The organism is uncultured Caulobacter sp. (assembly GCF_937900395.1).
Taxonomy (GTDB): Bacteria; Pseudomonadota; Alphaproteobacteria; order Caulobacterales; family Caulobacteraceae; genus Caulobacter.
On sequence record NZ_CALCDX010000006.1, the window covers coordinates 1 to 16,608 of the forward strand.

Below are 16,608 nucleotides of genomic sequence, written 5' to 3' on the forward strand. Positions count from 1 at the left end.
GCGTGCGGGCGGCGGCCTGCTGCGTCTCCGACAGCATGGCGACGATGTCGCGCGCGGCCGGGCCTTGCTGGCCGTAAAGCAGGATGTCGGCGCGACGGACATAGTCGTCGGGCGTCAGCATGGCGCCGAAGCGGGCGATCATGGCGCGCTGGACGTCGGCCTCGAACACCTTGTCGCGGAAGGTGCGGCGGATCAGGTCCGTCGCCTCCTGCTGGCGGCCGATCGCCTGCAGGCTGCTGGCCAGGGTCATGACGCCTTCCGCCGTCGCGGGCTGGGCGCCGCCGAACCAGGCGACGATGCGGGCCGGGTCGAGGCCGGAGGTCGCTAGCGCGCGCTCGGTGGCGGCGTCGCGCCGCGCGCCGCGCGGCCAGCCGGCCAACTCGCGGCGGGCGGAATCAAGATCGTAGAAGCCCAGCGCCTCGGCGTTGCTGTCGACCAGCGCCCACAGCGCGATCTTACGGGCGATCGGATCGCTGAGACTGGCCATGGCGGCCCGCGCGCCGGACACGTCGCCCCGCTTGGCCGCGGAAAGCGCCGTGCGCAGCGTGGCGGCGTCGATGTCGGAAATCGAGGCGGCGCCGGCGCTGATCGACGAGCTGACCAGGTCGGGCGCGGCCGTCTGGGCGTCGGCGACGCCGCACAGGGCGATGATGCAGGCTCCCCCGAGCATGATGCGGCGCAGAACTGAAGCCAAAACGCACTCCTCAACCCGGCCCGGACCAGGGCCTTCGATCCATCCATCAGCCGGATACGCGCCGACGGAAGGGCCGTCCTCGAATCACAAGTCCGCGCCCGCAACAAGATCAGGCCGGATTATGTTTAAAGGAGGGTTGGCGGGACTTGACCCGAAGGCCTCGTCCGATCAAACCGCTCCAGCCTCGACGCGCCCGGTTGCGGGACGGCGGGGCAGGGACATATTGTCCGCCTCCTTCGTCCTGCCGCAACCGACGCGGCGCCATCCTCACGGCAATTTGCAAGTCATGGTCCATTCCCCGTTCAAGGGCGTCATTCCGGCCCTCGTCACGCCGTTCAAGGACGGGGAGGTCGACGAGAAAGCCTTCGTGGCGCTGGTCGAGCGCCAGATCGCGGGCGGCGTCCATGGCCTGGTGCCCGTCGGCACCACCGGCGAGACCTCGACCCTGTCGCACGAGGAGCACCGTCGCGTCGTCGAGCTGTGCGTGAAGACCGCCGCCGGCCGCGTGCCGGTGATCGCCGGCGCCGGCAGCAACTCGACCGACGAAGCCATCGAGCTGGCGCGCCACGCCAAGGCCATCGGCGCCGACGCCTGCCTGGTCGTGACCCCGTACTACAATCGTCCGAGCCAGGAAGGCCTCTACCGCCACTACGAGGCGATCAACGACGCCGTCCAGCTGCCGATCTTCGTCTACAACGTGCCCGGTCGCACGGGCGTCGACATCTCCAACGAGACCCTGGCGCGCCTGTCCAAGCTGCCCAACATCGTCGGCATCAAGGACGCGACCGGCGACCTGACCCGCATCAGCATGCAGCGCCTGATGTGCGGCGAGGACTGGGTGATGCTTTCGGGCGATGATCCGACGGCCCTGGGCTACATGGCCCATGGCGGCCACGGCGTGATCTCGGTGACCTCGAACGTCGCGCCGGACGCCTGCTCGGCCTTCATGAACGCCTGCCTGCAAGGGCAGTGGGAGACGGGCCTCTACTGGCAGGATCGGCTGGTGCGCCTGCACAAGGCCCTGTTCCTGGATTCGTCGCCGGCCCCGACCAAGTTCGCCCTGTCGCACCTGGGTCTGTGCGCGGAAGACGTCCGCCTGCCGATCACGCCCTGCGCCGAGGCTGTGCGTCCGACGATCCTGGACGCCATGCGCGAGGCTGGTCTCTAAACATGGTCAAGCCGATCGCGGAAAATCGGCGCGCGCGCTTCGATTACTTCATCGAGGAGACGTTCGAAGCGGGCATCATGCTGACCGGCACCGAGGTGAAGAGCCTGCGGACCGGGCGGGCGAACATCGCCGAGTCCTACGCCTCGGTCGAAGGGCGCGAGATCGTGCTGATCAACGCCGACATCCCGCCCTACGGCCACGCCAACCGCTTCAACCACGAGCCGCGTCGGCATCGGAAGCTGCTGCTGCATCGCCGCCAGATCGACAAGCTGATCGGCGCGGTGCAGCGGGAAGGGCGCACGCTGATCCCGATCAAGCTCTATTGGAACGACAAGGGGCTGGCGAAGCTGGAAGTTGGTCTCGCCAAGGGCAAGAAGCTGCACGACAAGCGCGACACCGCCGCCGAGCGCGACTGGCAGCGCGACAAGGCGCGCCTGATGAAAGGCGATCGCGGCGACTGAGAAATCAGGCGCGTTCTGCTGGGGTGGGTCTCGCTCAGCCCAGGCCGAACATCATCAGGAAGCCCAAGGTCACGCCCAGGCAAAAGCCGGCGGCGCTGGCGACGAGATATCGGCGGACGTCGGCTCGGACGTCGGTACGCGGTTGGGCCATCTGAAATCCGCTCCCCCACACGCCTCTTTGGCGTGACGAATCAGTCCATGATTCAGTGTTAACGTGTGTTGCGCTCGAGCAATGACGCCGAATACGCGGGCGCGACAATTGTTCGCAGCGCAACTTTGAATAACGTCGTTATTCAAAGTTGTTTCGCGCCCTTTATGCTTGGGCGAATTCCGGAGGAAAAGATTCTGCCCGGCGGTCGGTTGAAGAGCTTTACTTCGCCGGTCGACTACCCGTTCTCCAGCGCCAGAAGCGCGAAAGTAGCGAGCCAGTGCTCGCCCATGTAATCGCCGGAGACATGCGGTATCGCCGCCGCCAGATGATTCAAGGCGGCGCTGATCGCGTGAGTCTTCGCGGGGTCGGACTCCGACATGGCGCTGGCCAGCGTGCGCCAACACCAGGCGCGCGACAGGTTCAGGCCGTCGAGATGGGCGATCTTGCCGTCGGTGCGGTCGCTGACCCGCGCGGGCGTGAACAGCGTGGCCGGCTGCTTGTCGGCGAGGTCCGGCAGGAAGCGGGGAAACCACAGATCGAAGCTCTCGCGCGGCAGCAGCCGGCGCATGGCCTCGGCTTCGATCAGGGCGGGAGAGAGGAAATCATCGCCGGACGGCTCCCAGGCCTGGCAAGCGGCGTCCTGACCGTACCAGACCAGGGCGCGGGTCTGGAGCAGCTGGCGCAGGGCGGGATCGCCGGCCATATCGGCGTACTCGCTGGCCAGCACCAGCGCGAAGGCGGTGTTGTGGTGTGCGCCCGACCGGATTGGATAGTCCGCGCGCGGCAGGAAGTCCCCCAGGCGACGGGCGAAGGCGCTGGCCAGCGGCGCGTGGAGCCTTGCCCACGGCCTGTCGTGACGCAGCAGCTCGGCCTGCAGCATCAGGCTCCAGGCCCAGCCATACGGGCGCTCGAAGCCTCGGCTTTCCGGACGGTCCAGATAGGCCAGCTCGCCGGCGACCTTTTCGGCGGTGAACGCGTCGTCGAACAGCGCGACGATCGTTTCGGCCTCGGGCATCTCGGGACGCAGGCGCAGCAGGGTGGCCAGCAGCCAGTATCCGTGCACGCACGAATGCCAGTCGAAGCTGCCGAAGAAGATCGGGTGCAGGTCGCGCGGGGAGCGGACGTCCTCCGCCCCGCCCATGACGTGGTCCAGCTTGTTCGGATATTCGCGGGTCAGGTGCCCCAGCGCGATCTTGGCGAAGCGCGAGGCCGTGGAGCGGGCCAGACTCATGGGCGGGCGTGGAAGGCGAGGGCGTTCATCAGGATCACATTGACGATCAGCATCAGGACGGCCGTCGGCGCCTGGGCGCGGATCACGGCGTAGCGGTCCTTCAACTGCAGCAGGGCGGCCGGCACAAGATTGAAATTGGCCGCCAGCGGCGTCAGCAGCGTGCCGCAGAAGCCCGACAGCATGCCGATGGCGCAGACCACGGCCGGGTCGCCGCCGAACCGGCCGATCACCAGGGGGAGGGCGATGCCGGCGGTCATCACCGGAAAGGCGGCGAAGGCGTTGCCCATCATGACGGTGAAGGCGGCCATGCCCAGGCAGTAGGCCGCGACCGCCGCGAACCGGCTGTCGCCGGGGGTGATCATCACCGCGATCTCGCCGATGGCCTTGCCGACACCCGCCAGGGCGAACACCGCGCCCAGCGCCGCCAGCATCTGCGGCAGCAGGGCGGCCCAGCCGACCAGATCCATCAGCCGCCGGCCTTCCTGCACGGCCGAGGGGGGAGGCTGACGGAACAGGATCTGGGCCAGCACGGCCGCGACCAGAGCGGCCAGGGCCAGGGCGATCAGGGTCGCCTGCTTGGGATCGACCAGCGGGGTCCCGTGCAGCGTTAGACGCTTGAACGCCAGGGAGCCCGCCAGCACGAACACGGGAATGGCCAGGGCCGGGATGAACAGGCGCGCGCCATATCGAGCGGCCAGGGTCTCGCGCTCGCCTTGCGAGGTGGTCGAGGGCGCGCCGACGCCGAGCTGTCCTGTCCCCGCGATCAGCGCCAGGGCCAGCACCAGGACCCCGTTGCCCAGGTCGCCAAGGCGATCGCCGGCCAGGAAGCTCAAAGCGAACAGTCCCCAGAACGCGGCGTTGCCGAAACGCTTCCTGTTCTCGCGATCCGCAAGGCTCAAGGCCGAGAAGGCGGCGAACATCAGGCCCGCGAGCAGATAGACGAGGGGGAGGCCGATCACGCGGCGTCCTCCGCCCGGGGCTTCAGCGTCCGATCGAACAGCAGCAGGCGGGCGCCGTGAACCAGGAAGGCCGCGATCGCCGTCGGGATCGCCCAGACCGACAGCGCCAGCGGCTCGACCGTGATCCCGCTCTGGTCCAGAAAGCCGACGATCAGCAGGATCGAGCCGATCGCCAGGAAGATGTCCTCGCCGAAGAACAGGCCAACATTGTCGGTCGCCGCGCTCATGGCCCGCACCCGCTGGCGGTCGTCCTCGGACAGCGGCTCGGCCGCCGCCTCAGCCATCGGCGCCAAAAGCGGGCGGACGGTCTGGGCCTGGCCGGCGACCTGGGTCAGGCCCAGAGCGGCCGCGACCTGGCGCAGGGCCAGATAGGCCAGCAGGATCCGCCCGGCGGTCGCCGCGCGCAGGCTCTGGATCGTTCGCCGCGCCTGCTCCCGCAGCCCGGCGCGCTCCAGCACGCCGATCGCGGGCAGGACCAGCCAGGCGACGCTGACATAGCGGTTGGTGTTGAAGGCCTTGCCGAACGCGGCCAGCACCTCGACCGGCGTGAGGCCGGCGGCCAGCCCCGAGGTCATGGCGGCGGCGACCACGACCAGCAGCGGATTGAAGCGCAGGGCGAAGCCCAGCACGATCACCGCGACGCCCAGAAGGGTCAGCATCCCCCGCGACTCCCCCAAATCCGCGGCGACCGTCCGACGCCGCAGCTTGCTTGGCAAGCCCGCAAAGCGGAACGGGCCAGGTAGTGCTTGACGCCTCGACGCCCTGGCGCGACGCTCAAGTCAACAATGATAACTTACGGGAGGCTCCCATGGCCGACGGCTCACTGCCGATTACATCCCTGAAGGGCAAGGTCAGCGACGCCGAGTGGCAGGCGCGCGTGGACCTGGCGGCGCTCTACCGTCTGGTCGCCCTGCACGGGTGGGACGACATGATCTTCACCCATATCTCGGCCCGCATTCCGGGCCCCGAGCATCACTTCCTGATCAATCCGTACGGCATGTTCTTCGGCGAGATCACCGCCTCGAGCCTGGTGAAGGTCGATCTCGATGGAAACGTCATCGACAAGACGCCGTACTACATCAACCCGGCGGGCTTCACGATCCACTCGGCCGTGCACGCCGCGCGGGAAGACGCCCACTACGTGATGCATTTGCACTCGGATCAGGGCGTGGCGGTGTCGGCGCATCGCGAAGGCCTGCTGCCTCTGACGCAACACGCGTTGATCGTCTTGCCTCAGCTCGCCTATCACGACTATGAAGGCATTGCTCTCAACTTGGACGAGCGAGAGCGGCTGGTGGCCGACCTGGGCGACAAGAAGCTGATGATGCTGCGAAACCACGGCACCTTGTCCGTGGGCGGCACGGCGGCCGAGTGCTGGTTGGGGATGTTCTTCCTGGAGCGAGCGTGCGCGCAGCAGGTGATGGCTCTGTCGATCGGACGCGACAACGTCCTGCTGGCGCCCGACGCGGCCCAGGAGGAAGTGCGTCGCCAGACCGGCATGGGCATGGGTATGATCGGCGGCCTGGCTTGGCCGGGCTGCCTGCGAAAGCTGGATCGCGAGCTGCCGGGCTACGCGGAGTAAGCCCATCTTCAAAGGCTTCTTCCAAGACTTCGAAAGCCGTCGCGATCCTGTGGGGCGCGGCGGCTTTTTCGTGTCTGGAGGGCGGGACGGCGCTGGCCGGCGCGTGGCCGATCGAGCCCGGTCGCGCTCAGGTGATCGCCAAGTACGAGCGCACGACCGCGGACCAGGGCTATGATCCGACCGCCAACCTCGCGCCGATCGCGCCTCGCCGCGATGAAATACTGTCCGTGTTCTTCGAGCGCGGCCTGACATCGCGTCTCACGTTGCAAGCCAAGGTTGGCGCGACTCGCGGCCACGACCGATGGGCGGCCTATTCGGGGCGAGGGCCGGTGGAAGCCGGTCTTCGCTGGACCGCGCGGCGCGATGACCGGTCGTCGCTTGCCGTTTATCTGGGCGCCGGCGAGGCGGGGGTCGGACGCAACGCCGGCTACGCCGCGCCGGGAAAAGGCAGCTTGGATCTCGAAGCGCGGGTGCTCTACGGCCGTTCCGCGACCTGGCGAGGGCGCGAGGTCTTCGTCGATCTGGAAGCCGCGCGCCTGAAGCGTCAGGGTCTCGCCGACGAGACACGGCTCGATACGACGCTTGGTTTCAGGCCCGCCAGGTCCTGGCTGCTCTTGGCCCAGACCTATGCGGGGCAGGCCGATCGCGACCAAATCAACGCCCGCTGGGTGAAGAGCGAAGTCTCTGTCGTGCGGACGTTCGGCGACTGGAGCGTCCAGGCCGGATGGCGTGACACGGTCGCCGGACGCGAGGTCGCTCGTGATCGCGGCGTCGTGCTGGCCTTGTGGCGTCGCTTATAGCTTGTTTCAGGACTGCAACACTCAGTCATCCGCCTGTCACTGGACGCCGCTTTAGGCTGCGGTCATATCTCGCCGCACTTACAACTTCGCCGTTCGCGGCGCCCGGAGCCGTTCGTTGATCCGCAGGCACTTCTTCCTCGTCGTGGCCCTGGTCGCCGTCGTTCTGATGCTGGTCGTCGGTGGGCTGAAGCTCGCCTTGGGCGGAAAGGAAAAGCAGGGCGCGGGCGGCGGCGCTCGCGCGACCAGCGTGACCCAGACGGTGGTGGGCCAGCGTCCGTTCACGGATCGCATCGAAGTGCTGGGCGCCGCCAAGGGCCGTCAGTCGGTCACGATCACGTCGAACACCACCGAACTGATCACCGCCGTCCACTTCACGGACGGCCAGGCCGTGTCGCGTGGTCAGGTGCTGGTCGAGCTGAAGGCCGACCAGGAAAACGCGGGCATCGCCGAGGCTCGAGCCAACCTCGCGCAGGCCGAACGCAACTACCAACGCTGGAAGACGCTGGCGGACAAGGGGATCGCCCCCCGCGCCACGGCCGAACAGTATCTGGCGTCGCTGGAGACGGCGAGGGCGGTGGTCGGCTCCGCCCAGGCCCAGAAGCTAGACCGCGTTATCCGTGCGCCCTTCTCGGGCCGGGTCGGCATTTCGGATATCGCGCCGGGCGCCCTGATCAGCCCGGGCACCGCGATCGTCAGCCTGGATGACGTCTCGGTGATCCGTGTCGATTTCTCGGTGCCGGACCGCTACCTGCCCACCCTGCGCGTCGGCCTGCCGATCGTTGCGCGCCCTGACGCTTTGCCGGGCGAGGTGTTCCAGGGCCGCATCGCTCAGATCGACACCCGCATCGATCCCGCCACGCGCGCCATCAAGGCTCGCGCCGAGTTCCCGAACGCCAACGGTCGCCTGCTGCCGGGCATGTTGGTCAAGGTCGCGATCGACCAAGGCGTGCGCACGGCCGTGGCCGTGCCCGAAGCCGCCGTCCAGTTCGAGGGAACCCAGGCCTCGGTCTATCGCATCGCCAAGGGCGACAAGGGCATGATCGCCCGACGCACGGACGTCGATACGGGCATCATTCAGGACGGCTTCGTCGAGATCCGCGCGGGCCTGAAGCCGGGCGACGAGATCGTGGGCGATGGCCTCAACCGCATCCAGGACGGCGCGGCCATCGGCGGCGGCAAGAAGCCGGGCCAGAACGGCGGCGACAAGAAGGCTGGCCAAAAGGGCGGAGAGCAGGGCGGCGCTGACCGCAAGGCCGGCTGATGCTTTCCGATCTTTCCGTCCGTCGTCCCGTTTTCGCCGCCGTCGCGGCGATCATCCTCTGCGTCATCGGCCTGGCGGCCTACACGTCGCTGCCGATCCGCGAGCTGCCAAGCGTCGATCCGCCCGTGGTGTCGGTCTCGACCACCTATCGCGGGGCTTCGGCCGAAGTCATCGAAGAGCGCATCACCCAGGTGATCGAGCGCCAGGTGGCGGGCATCCAGGGCATCGACCGCGTCAACAGCTCGTCGCGCGACGGCCGCTCGCAGATCACCATCACCTTCAACCTCGACCGCGACCTCGACGCGGCCGCCAACGACGTGCGCGACGCCGTCAGCCGGGTGACCAGCAATCTGCCCGATCAGGCCGATCCGCCGCAGATCGCCAAGGCCAACGCCGACTCCTCGCCGATCATCATCCTGAACCTGACCTCGACCACGCTCGATCCGCTGCAACTGGCCGACTATGCCGACCGCTATCTGGTCGAGCGGATGTCGACGATCGACGGCGTGGCCCAGGCCAACCTGTTCGGCGCCAAGATCTACGCCATGCGCATCTGGCTGGACGCCAACGAGATGGCCGCCCGCGGCGTCACCGTGGACGATGTCGAAAGCGCGCTGAACGCCCAGAACCTTGAGCTGCCCGCGGGCTCGCTGGAAAGCGCCGCCAAGGACTTCACGATCCGGGTGGCCCGCGCCTACGCCAAGCCCGAGGACTTCGCGCGCCTGCCGCTGCGCGCCGCCAATTCCAGCGGCTATGTGCTGCGCCTTGGCGACGTGGCGCGGATCGAGGAGGGGCCCGACGAGCGGCGCCGCATGTTCCGCGGCAATGGGATCGACCAGGTCGGCATCGGCCTGACCCGCCAGTCGCAGGCCAACGACGTCGCCATCTCCAAGGCCGTCCGCAAGGAGGTCGAGGTGATCAACCAGACCTTGCCGCCGGGCACCAAGATGGTGGTCGCGGTGGACAACTCGGTCTTCACCGCCGAGGCCATCCATGAGGTCTGGATCACCATGGGCCTGTCGATCGGCCTCGTTGTGCTGGTCAACCTGGTGTTCCTGGGCAGCTGGCGCTCGGCGCTGATCCCGTCGATCGTCGCGCCGATCTGCATCCTCTCGACCTTCATCATCCTGGCCCCGCTGGGCTTCTCGCTGAACCTGCTGACGCTGCTGGCCCTGGTGCTGGCCGTTGGTCTCGTCGTCGACGACGCGATCGTGGTGGTCGAGAACATCCAGCGCCGGGTGGACGAGGGCGAGCCGGCCCTGGTCGCCGCCGAACGCGGCACGCGCCAGGTGTTCTTCGCGGTCGTCGCCACCACCATCGTGCTGGTCTCGGTGTTCGCGCCGCTGATGTTCCTGCCCGGCTATATCGGCCGGCTGTTCGTCGAGCTGGCGGTGGCCATCGCCGCCGCCGTGGCCTTTTCGGCGCTGCTGGCGCTGTCGCTGTCGCCGATGATGGCCTCCAAGCTGCTGCGGCCCGCCCATGGCGAAGGCTGGCTGGCGCGGCGCGTCGACCGGGCGATGGACGCGCTGAAGAACTCCTACCGCGCTTCGCTCGAGGGCATCCTCGGCGGCTGGTCGGCGGCCCTGGCCGGCGTGCTGGTCGTGGTGCTGGCGGGCTTCGCGGCCCTGCTGTTCACGGCCTTGCCCAAGGAGCTGGTGCCGCCCGAGGACCGCGGCCGGGTCGACGTGTCGATCGCGGGCCCGGAAGGGGCGGGGTATGACTACACCGCGGCGATCGGCCTGAAGGTCGAGAAGATCATCGACAAGTACCGGGCCGAGGGCGTCTCGGAGCGGACGATCCTGACCATCCCGCGCTTTGGCGGCAATTCGTTCAACAGCGGCAACGGCGTCGTCGTGATGCGGCCGTGGGGCGAGCGGAAGAAGACGGCCGACGAGGTGGCGGCCGAGCTGAACAAGGATCTCGGCAAGATCACCAGCGTGCGGGCCGTGGCCAGCGTGCGCGGGCCGTTCCAGCGGGGCGGCGGTGGCGGCGGCGGCGGCACCAATGTCGACCTGATCGCCGTCGGCAACGACTACGTCCAACTGGCCGAGTGGCTGAAGCCGATCCTGGCCGCGGCCCAGGACAATCCGGGCATGGCCCGTCCGCGTCTCGACTACGAGCCGACCGCGCCGCGCCTGTCGGTGCAGATCGACCTCGACAAGGCCGCCAGCCTGGGTGTCTCGGCCCAGGCGATCGGCCGGTCGCTGGAGACGATGTTCGGGTCGCGCAAGGCCACGACCTACATCAAGAACGGCCAGGAATACGACGTCATCCTGCAGACCAACCTGGACCAGCGTCGCAGCATCGAGGATCTGAACCGCCTGAACGTGCGGGCCAATTCGGGCGCGCTGGTGCCGCTGTCGACGGTCGTCTCGACGGAGCTGCGGGGCGACACGCCCGACCGTCCGCGCGTCGACCGCCTGCGGTCGGTGACCCTGACGACCCAGCTGAACCCCGGCTACACGGTCGAGGACGCGGTGAGCTTCTTCCAGGCCCAGGCCGACGAACGGCCCGTGCCCGGCGTCAGCATCAAGTGGGGCGGCCAGGCCAAGGACTACCTGGAAGGCTCGGGGGGCATCGCCGTCGCCTTCGGCCTGGCGCTGCTGCTGGTGTTCCTGGTGCTGGCGGCCCAGTTCGAAAGCTGGATCCACCCGGCCGTGATCATGCTGACCGTGCCGCTGGCGGCGCTGGGCGGGTTGTTTGGCCTGCTGATCATGGGCTCGACCATCAACACCTACAGCCAGATCGGCCTGATCATCCTGATCGGCATCGCCACCAAGAACGGTATCCTGATCGTCGAGTTCGCCAACCAGCTGCGCGACGAGGGCCTGACCGTGCGCGAGGCGGTGATCGAGGCGGCGGCCCTGCGCCTGCGCCCGATCATCATGACCTCGATCTCGGCGGCCATGGGGGCCTTGCCGCTGATGCTGTGGGCCGGGGCGGGGGCGGGCAGCCGTCAGACGATCGGGGCGGTGATCTTCACCGGCGCGATCTTCGCCACCCTGCTGACGCTGTTCATCGTGCCGATCTTCTACGACCTCCTGGCGCGCTTCACGAAGTCGCCGGAGTGGACGGCCCGTCAGATCGAGGAATACGAGGCTCGGGAGAAGAGCGCCGAGGGCGACGTCACGCCGGCGTAAGGCCAATAGAGCGCGTCGGGGCGACCGACGCGCTCCACCGGCGTCAGGGTTTGGACCGATCGATCTCGAGGACTTCCATGCGCCAGAACAGGCCGTCGCGCAGGGTGTAGCGATGGCGGACCATCAGGTCCGACCAGAGCTTGCCCGTCAGGTTCCAGACGACCTGATTGGCCAGCACCACGACGCGGCCTTCGTCGTCCAGCTCCACCTTGACCGGCGTCATCTCGATCCGCAGCGCGCGATCGTTATAGGCCCAGTAGTCGCGGACAGCCTCGGGGCTGTCCAGCGTTCCGCCGCGCGTGAGGTCCGGCCATTCCAGACGCGGATGCACCAGGGCGCGAAAAGCCGTGAAATCGCGCCGCTGGTTGGTGTCGTAGAGGCGCTCGACCCGCGCCTCGATGTCGGGCGGAGCCGGTTTCACGTCACGGCGCCGGTTTGTAGCCCGTCTCGACCTTCAGGTAGGCGATCAGGTCCACCCGGTCCTGCGGGTTCTTCAGGCCCGCGAAGGTCATCTTGGTGCCCGGCATGAAGCCGCGCGGGTCGGCCAACCACTTGTCCAGATGCTCGGCGTCCCAGATGAAGCCGGCGGCCTTCACGGCGTCGGAATAGCTGTAGCCGGGCTTGGAACCCGCCTTGCGGCCGAAAACCCCGTAGAGGTTCGGGCCGGTCATGTCCGGACCGCCCTGCGTGATCGTGTGGCACGAGCGGCAGAGGGCGAACTTGCTCTGGCCGTTGGCGAGGTCGCCGGTGTTGTAGGGGGGCGGCAGGGCGGCCAGGGCCGCGGCCTTATCGGCGTCGGTCGGGGCGGCCGGAGCCGCGGCGGGGGCCGAAGCCGGGGCGTCCGCCGGCGCCTCCGAGGAGCTGCCGCCATCCTTCGAGCAGGCGACGAGCGAGGCGGCGAGGAGGGCGAAGGCGGTCAGTTTCAGCGTGCGCATGAGGGTTTCCGACTGACGTTTCGTCGCGGGCTCTGCGACGCCGCGACGCATTCCAAAACCTTATAAAATCTGGGCCCCGGCCTTGTCACCTAACAAGGGTCCCTAACAGTCAAGCCTGCGACAATTGGCGATATCTATGTGATTCTCTAAGCGAAAAGTGAAATCGCAAACCGTGGGTTCGCACATAACCATTTGACGCTCGTTAACCATAAATCTTACCCCTTTCTCCACGGAGCGGGCTGGCTCCGGGCAGGGCTGGAAAACAAGATCATGGACTGGAGCGAAGAACGCACAGCGACCCTCAAGAAGCTGTGGCTGGAGGGTCTCAGCGCGAGCCAGGTCGCGCGGCAACTGGGCGGCGTCAGCCGCAGCGCGGTGATCGGCAAGGTGCACCGCCTGGGCATCACCGTCCGCGAGACGCCAGTTCGACAGCGCGCTTCGTCCATCCGCGTTCCGTCGCGCATGGCCTCCCGCCAACGCCCCGTCCGCGAAGCGACCTCTGTCGCCCGTCCGGCCGCTGCGTTCGAGCGGGTCGAGGAGGATCTGCTGCCGACCTCCGGCATCCTGGGCCTGGGCGCCCACTCGTGCCGCTGGCCGATCGGCCACCCCGACAGCGAGGACTTCGGCTTCTGCGGTCGTCCCAAGGTCAGCGCTCGCGGCTCGTACTGCGAGCAGCACAGCCAGGGCGCCTTCCGCCGGGTCGGCTCGAACGAAGCCCTCGAAGCCTGGGCCCTGAAGGGCGTCAACGACAAGCGCGTCCAGCCCATCCTGGGCTGAACCGATCCTCTTCCGCTTCCCATTCCTCTTGAGCACGATCGCCGAGACACCCCCATGAACATGGTCCTGATCGAGAACGTCGCCGGCAGCAGCCAAGTGATCACCATCATCGAGGAGTTCGCCGGTCACTCGGTGTCGCGCGACCTCAATCCCGGTGACCACGCCGAGATCCCGGTCACCCAGTTCAAGTCGATCACCGTGCGGGAGACCTATCCCGACGACTGGTTGACCCGCGGCCGCAATCGTAACCGCGCGGCGGTGAACGCCTGAGCCGACAGCCCGTGTCTAGCGGTTCATTTCCCGCTTAAATTGAACGAATTGACCCCGCGAAGCCTTTCGCGGGGTTTTTCGTTTCCGTTGCGGCCGCGCTGATTGCGTGGGCGTTAACCTTGTGACAGACAGAGCGCCGCTTTGCGGGGGAGCAAAACGACTATGCGTGAGGGGGAAGAGCGCGCGGGGGTGGTAGAAGACCACGCTCTGCCGCTGCCGAGCTATTTGAGTTATCTGCTCTACCAGACCGAGCAGCATCGTCGCGCGATGGCCGCGGACCTGCTGTCGCGCCATGGGCTGAGTTTCCCGAAATGGGTGGCGATGATCTCGCTGCGCCGGTTCGGCGACCTGTCGATGACGCGCCTGGCCAAGCTGTCGGCCACGGACCGCACGACGCTGACCCGATCGATCGACAGCCTGATCGCCGATGGCCTCGTCCGCCGCGAAGCCTCGCCGGCCGACCGCCGCATCGTGGTCATCGGCCTGACCGACGCCGGTCGCACCTTGCTCGCGAAGATCCGCGCCGAGATCCGCCCCTTGAACCAGGATGTCTGCGCCAACCTCACGCCCGAGGAGCAGGCGGCCATGACGCGCGCCTTGCAGAAGATGCTGGGCGGCCTGATCGCCGAACCGGACTGGAAGGACGCCGTCCTGGCGTTCAGCGCGCCGGCTCCGTTGGAGGCTGTTTAGGGCAGGTCGACTTTCAAAACAGCGAACAATTCCTGCCTTCCTGGGCCCTGGGCCCAGGACCCATTGTTCCGCAGCTATTGAAGCGGCCTGCGTATTTGGCCGTGCAGCCTAGACTCGTCCCGAGGCCACAGCCGGCCGCTCGCATGGGTCCTGGGCACAGGGCCCAGGAAGGCGAGTTGAAGGGTTCAGGCGTAGCGCTGAATGTCGAAGGACCCTAGTCGTCGAACCGGACGCGGCCGCGCCCAGACTTCACCGTCCCGCGCTTGGCCTTGGTCTCCAGCCGCTTGAGCTTGCTGGAATAGGTCGGCTTGGTCGCCTTGCGCGGCTTGGGCTTTTCGGTGGCGCGGCGGATCAGGTCGACGAGACGCGCCTGGGCGTCCTGGCGGTTCATCTCCTGAGAGCGCGAGCCCTGGGCGAACAGGATCAGCACGCCGTCCTGGGTCAGGCGGCTGCCAGCCAGCTTTTCCAAGCGCGCCTTGACGTCCTCGGGCAGGGACGGGGAGTTCCTAACGTCGAAGCGCAGCTCCAGCGCCGTCGAGGTCTTGTTGACGTGCTGGCCGCCGGGGCCCGAGGCGCGTGTGGCCTTCCAGACCAGCTCATCCTCGTCGATCCGCAGCCAGGAGGTGATCTCGATCATCTCGGGACCGCGCGCTTGGCTTTCACGACCAACTGGTCCAGCGCCTGCAGGAACCGCGAGCGGTCGGCGTTGGCGAAGGCGGCGGGGCCCTTGGTGACCTCGCCCATCGAGCGCAGGTGCTCGCCGATCGACCGTGAGGCCAGGGCCGAGCCGATCATGTCGGGTGTGAACACCCGTCCGTTCGGCGCCACGGCCGCGCCGCCGGCCTTCAGCACGCGATCGGCCAGCGGAATGTCGTTGGTCACCACCACGTCGCCGGGCCCCACGCGCTCGGCGATCCAGTCGTCGGCCACGTCCGGGCCCGCGTCGACCACGATCTGCTCGATGATCGGCGTGGCCGGCACGCGGATCCAGCTGTTGGACACCACGAAGGTCTTGAAGCCGTGGCGGGCGGCGACCTTGTAGGCCTCGTCCTTCACGGGGCAGGCGTCGGCGTCGATGAAGAGCGTGGCGGCCATCGCGCGACCCGAGGAAAGAGAGTGGTGCCGGCTGAGGGGATCGAACCCCCGACCTTCGGTTTACAAAACCGCTGCACTACCGCTGTGCTAAGCCGGCGCCCCGTTTCGGGCTGGACGCCCTTACTATCAGAAGATGCCGAAGGTCCAGCCCTCAGTTCGGGCAATCTCATCGCTCATGGCGGCGGGGCTCCACAGCCGGGTGTCGGTGCTCGCGCGGCGCATCCAGGCGGCCGTCACTAATGCGTCGGCGCCATGGTCGTCGGGCATCGCACCGTCATGAGGCGCGCAATCCAGTGCCATCAGCGCGGCGTTCAGCGTGGCAAGGTCGCGCATCTTGCTCCGCCCCTTGGGCCGCCCGCCCGCCCGCGCCGCGATGCTGGTATAGATTTCGACGATCAGCGACCCGTCGCCGGGCAGCGGATCGAACGGCCATATCGGCACGGCCGGGCGTAGATGGTGCAACAGGCGCATTCCCGCAAAGCTCGCTTTGGCCACCTGTGCCGCGCCGATCGCGTCATAGACGGTCGACGGCTTGCCGCCGCCCCCGGCATTATAATGCACCTCGCACGCGCGATTGTGCATATAGGCGGCCTTTGCCCCGTCTGCCTTGCCGAAATAGAAATGGCGGCGATGGTGCCGCTCCAGCAGACTCGCCGCGCCCAGGTCATCATCGTCGCAGATCGCATCGACATAGGCCCAGAAGCCCGGCCCGTCCTGCGGCACGGCTTCGCCGGGCAGATAGCTTCCCCGCGCCACGAAGGGCGGGGCAAAGCTGAAATCGAAACCGAACAGGGTGGGGTCCTGCGCCGCCGTTTGCGCCAGCCAGTCGGCGACCGCCCGGCGTGACCAGATGCCGCCGGGCGCCGTGACCAGCCGGGGCGCCTGCGTCCCCGCCTCGCACAGGCCGATGGCGATACCCCGGTGCCGCGTGCCCTTGGCGCCGGACCAGTCGATGGCCACGAACCGTTCGAAATACGGCCTCACGCCGGGCCGCGTTCCGCCCGCAACCTGTTCCAATGGGCGATGCGTTCGGCGATTCGCGCCTCGAACCCCCGCTCGCTGGGCGCATAGAATGTCTGCGGCGTCATCTCTTCGGGCCAGTAATTGTCGCCTGAAAATCCGTCCGCCGCGTCATGATCATAATGATAGCCCTTGCCATAGCCCACCTGCTTCATCAGCTTTGTCGGCGCGTTCAATATATTGGCGGGCGGCGTCAGCGATCCGGTGTCGCGGGCCGTGCGGAAGGCGGTTTTCATCGCCATATAGGCGGCGTTGGATTTGGGCGCGGTCGCGCAATAGAGACAGGCCTGCACGATGGCCAGCTCGCCTTCCGGGCTGCCCAGAAACTCATAGGCGTCCTTCGCGGCCAGGCACTGAACCACCGCCTGCGGATC

The 16,608-nt window shown here is 67.7% G+C and carries 17 protein-coding genes, 1 tRNA gene and 2 pseudogenes; 9 read left to right on the top strand and 11 right to left on the bottom strand.

Going from position 1 to position 16,608, the window contains the following annotated elements:
• Positions 1 to 694: pseudogene (locus Q0379_RS00330) on the bottom strand (lytic transglycosylase domain-containing protein); the annotation flags it as partial.
• 286 nt (positions 695 to 980) lie between these two features.
• On the opposite strand from Q0379_RS00330, the gene dapA reads away from it, so the two are divergent.
• Both dapA and smpB read left to right on the top strand, forming a co-directional pair.
• Entirely contained in the window at positions 981 to 1,862 is an 882-nt protein-coding gene (gene dapA, locus Q0379_RS00335; protein WP_299002890.1) for a 4-hydroxy-tetrahydrodipicolinate synthase, read from the top strand.
• A 2-nt stretch (positions 1,863 to 1,864) separates the two neighbouring features.
• The gene (smpB, locus tag Q0379_RS00340) at positions 1,865 to 2,323 is read left to right on the top strand and encodes an SsrA-binding protein SmpB (protein WP_299002893.1); all 459 of its coding nucleotides are present in this window, start codon (positions 1,865 to 1,867) and stop codon (positions 2,321 to 2,323) included.
• Between the two features lie 386 nt (positions 2,324 to 2,709).
• Here smpB and Q0379_RS00345 read toward each other — a convergent pair whose 3' ends face one another.
• From Q0379_RS00345 to Q0379_RS00355, 3 genes are read right to left on the bottom strand one after another with little or no spacing between them, the layout of a single operon-like run.
• Positions 2,710 to 3,705 carry a DUF2891 domain-containing protein gene (locus Q0379_RS00345; protein ID WP_299002895.1) on the bottom strand — a complete coding sequence of 332 codons (996 nt, stop codon included), beginning with the start codon at positions 3,703 to 3,705 and terminating at the stop codon, positions 2,710 to 2,712.
• Positions 3,702 to 4,664, bottom strand: coding sequence for a DUF979 domain-containing protein (locus tag Q0379_RS00350; RefSeq protein ID WP_299002898.1), 963 nt, complete (start codon positions 4,662 to 4,664; stop codon positions 3,702 to 3,704). The genes Q0379_RS00345 and Q0379_RS00350 overlap by 4 nt, the downstream gene beginning before the upstream one ends.
• On the bottom strand, positions 4,661 to 5,323 hold the full coding sequence (locus Q0379_RS00355; protein WP_299002903.1) for a DUF969 domain-containing protein: 663 nt from the start codon (positions 5,321 to 5,323) through the stop codon (positions 4,661 to 4,663). Before Q0379_RS00355 ends, Q0379_RS00350 begins: the two co-directional genes overlap by 4 nt.
• Positions 5,324 to 5,472: 149 nt before the next feature.
• On the opposite strand from Q0379_RS00355, the gene Q0379_RS00360 reads away from it, so the two are divergent.
• The 4 genes from Q0379_RS00360 to Q0379_RS00375 all read left to right on the top strand — a co-directional run bounded on the left by Q0379_RS00360 (position 5,473) and on the right by Q0379_RS00375 (position 11,447).
• Complete coding sequence (locus Q0379_RS00360) at positions 5,473 to 6,246, top strand: class II aldolase/adducin family protein (RefSeq protein WP_066685124.1); 774 nt, start codon at positions 5,473 to 5,475, stop codon at positions 6,244 to 6,246.
• Between the two features lie 110 nt (positions 6,247 to 6,356).
• Positions 6,357 to 7,046 (top strand): hypothetical protein, encoded by a 690-nt coding sequence (locus Q0379_RS00365; protein ID WP_299002934.1) that lies wholly within the window; start codon positions 6,357 to 6,359, stop codon positions 7,044 to 7,046.
• 115 nt (positions 7,047 to 7,161) lie between these two features.
• Positions 7,162 to 8,307, top strand: coding sequence for an efflux RND transporter periplasmic adaptor subunit (locus tag Q0379_RS00370; RefSeq protein WP_299002909.1), 1,146 nt, complete (start codon positions 7,162 to 7,164; stop codon positions 8,305 to 8,307).
• A complete protein-coding gene (locus Q0379_RS00375; protein WP_299002910.1) occupies positions 8,307 to 11,447 on the top strand; it encodes an efflux RND transporter permease subunit in 3,141 nt (1,046 codons plus the stop codon). The genes Q0379_RS00370 and Q0379_RS00375 overlap by 1 nt, the downstream gene beginning before the upstream one ends.
• Positions 11,448 to 11,490: 43 nt before the next feature.
• Here Q0379_RS00375 and Q0379_RS00380 read toward each other — a convergent pair whose 3' ends face one another.
• Both Q0379_RS00380 and Q0379_RS00385 read right to left on the bottom strand, forming a co-directional pair.
• Positions 11,491 to 11,868, bottom strand: coding sequence for a nuclear transport factor 2 family protein (locus Q0379_RS00380; RefSeq protein WP_299002911.1), 378 nt, complete (start codon positions 11,866 to 11,868; stop codon positions 11,491 to 11,493).
• Between the two features lies 1 nt (position 11,869).
• The gene (locus Q0379_RS00385; RefSeq protein ID WP_299002914.1) at positions 11,870 to 12,382 is read right to left on the bottom strand and encodes a cytochrome c family protein; all 513 of its coding nucleotides are present in this window, start codon (positions 12,380 to 12,382) and stop codon (positions 11,870 to 11,872) included.
• Between the two features lie 270 nt (positions 12,383 to 12,652).
• Between Q0379_RS00385 and Q0379_RS00390 the strand changes: the two genes are divergently transcribed.
• From Q0379_RS00390 to Q0379_RS00400, 3 genes are all read left to right on the top strand, one after another.
• Positions 12,653 to 13,159 carry a GcrA family cell cycle regulator gene (locus Q0379_RS00390; RefSeq protein ID WP_299002917.1) on the top strand — a complete coding sequence of 169 codons (507 nt, stop codon included), beginning with the start codon at positions 12,653 to 12,655 and terminating at the stop codon, positions 13,157 to 13,159.
• A gap of 54 nt (positions 13,160 to 13,213) precedes the next feature.
• Positions 13,214 to 13,429 (top strand): hypothetical protein, encoded by a 216-nt coding sequence (locus Q0379_RS00395; RefSeq protein WP_299002920.1) that lies wholly within the window; start codon positions 13,214 to 13,216, stop codon positions 13,427 to 13,429.
• A 162-nt stretch (positions 13,430 to 13,591) separates the two neighbouring features.
• Positions 13,592 to 14,119 carry a MarR family transcriptional regulator gene (locus Q0379_RS00400; RefSeq protein WP_299002923.1) on the top strand — a complete coding sequence of 176 codons (528 nt, stop codon included), beginning with the start codon at positions 13,592 to 13,594 and terminating at the stop codon, positions 14,117 to 14,119.
• 214 nt (positions 14,120 to 14,333) lie between these two features.
• On the opposite strand, the gene arfB is transcribed toward Q0379_RS00400, so the two are convergent.
• From arfB to Q0379_RS00425, 5 genes and pseudogenes are all read right to left on the bottom strand, one after another.
• Positions 14,334 to 14,756 carry an alternative ribosome rescue aminoacyl-tRNA hydrolase ArfB gene (gene arfB, locus Q0379_RS00405; RefSeq protein WP_299002925.1) on the bottom strand — a complete coding sequence of 141 codons (423 nt, stop codon included), beginning with the start codon at positions 14,754 to 14,756 and terminating at the stop codon, positions 14,334 to 14,336.
• Positions 14,753 to 15,214: a YaiI/YqxD family protein gene (locus Q0379_RS00410; RefSeq protein ID WP_299002928.1), complete on the bottom strand. Its 462-nt coding sequence runs from the start codon at positions 15,212 to 15,214 to the stop codon at positions 14,753 to 14,755. Before Q0379_RS00410 ends, arfB begins: the two co-directional genes overlap by 4 nt.
• Positions 15,215 to 15,236: 22 nt before the next feature.
• Positions 15,237 to 15,311: transfer RNA gene (locus tag Q0379_RS00415), tRNA-Thr, on the bottom strand.
• Between the two features lie 29 nt (positions 15,312 to 15,340).
• Positions 15,341 to 16,174: a hypothetical protein gene (locus tag Q0379_RS00420; RefSeq protein ID WP_299002931.1), complete on the bottom strand. Its 834-nt coding sequence runs from the start codon at positions 16,172 to 16,174 to the stop codon at positions 15,341 to 15,343.
• A gap of 20 nt (positions 16,175 to 16,194) precedes the next feature.
• Positions 16,195 to 16,608, bottom strand: a pseudogene (locus Q0379_RS00425) (replication-associated recombination protein A); the annotation flags it as partial.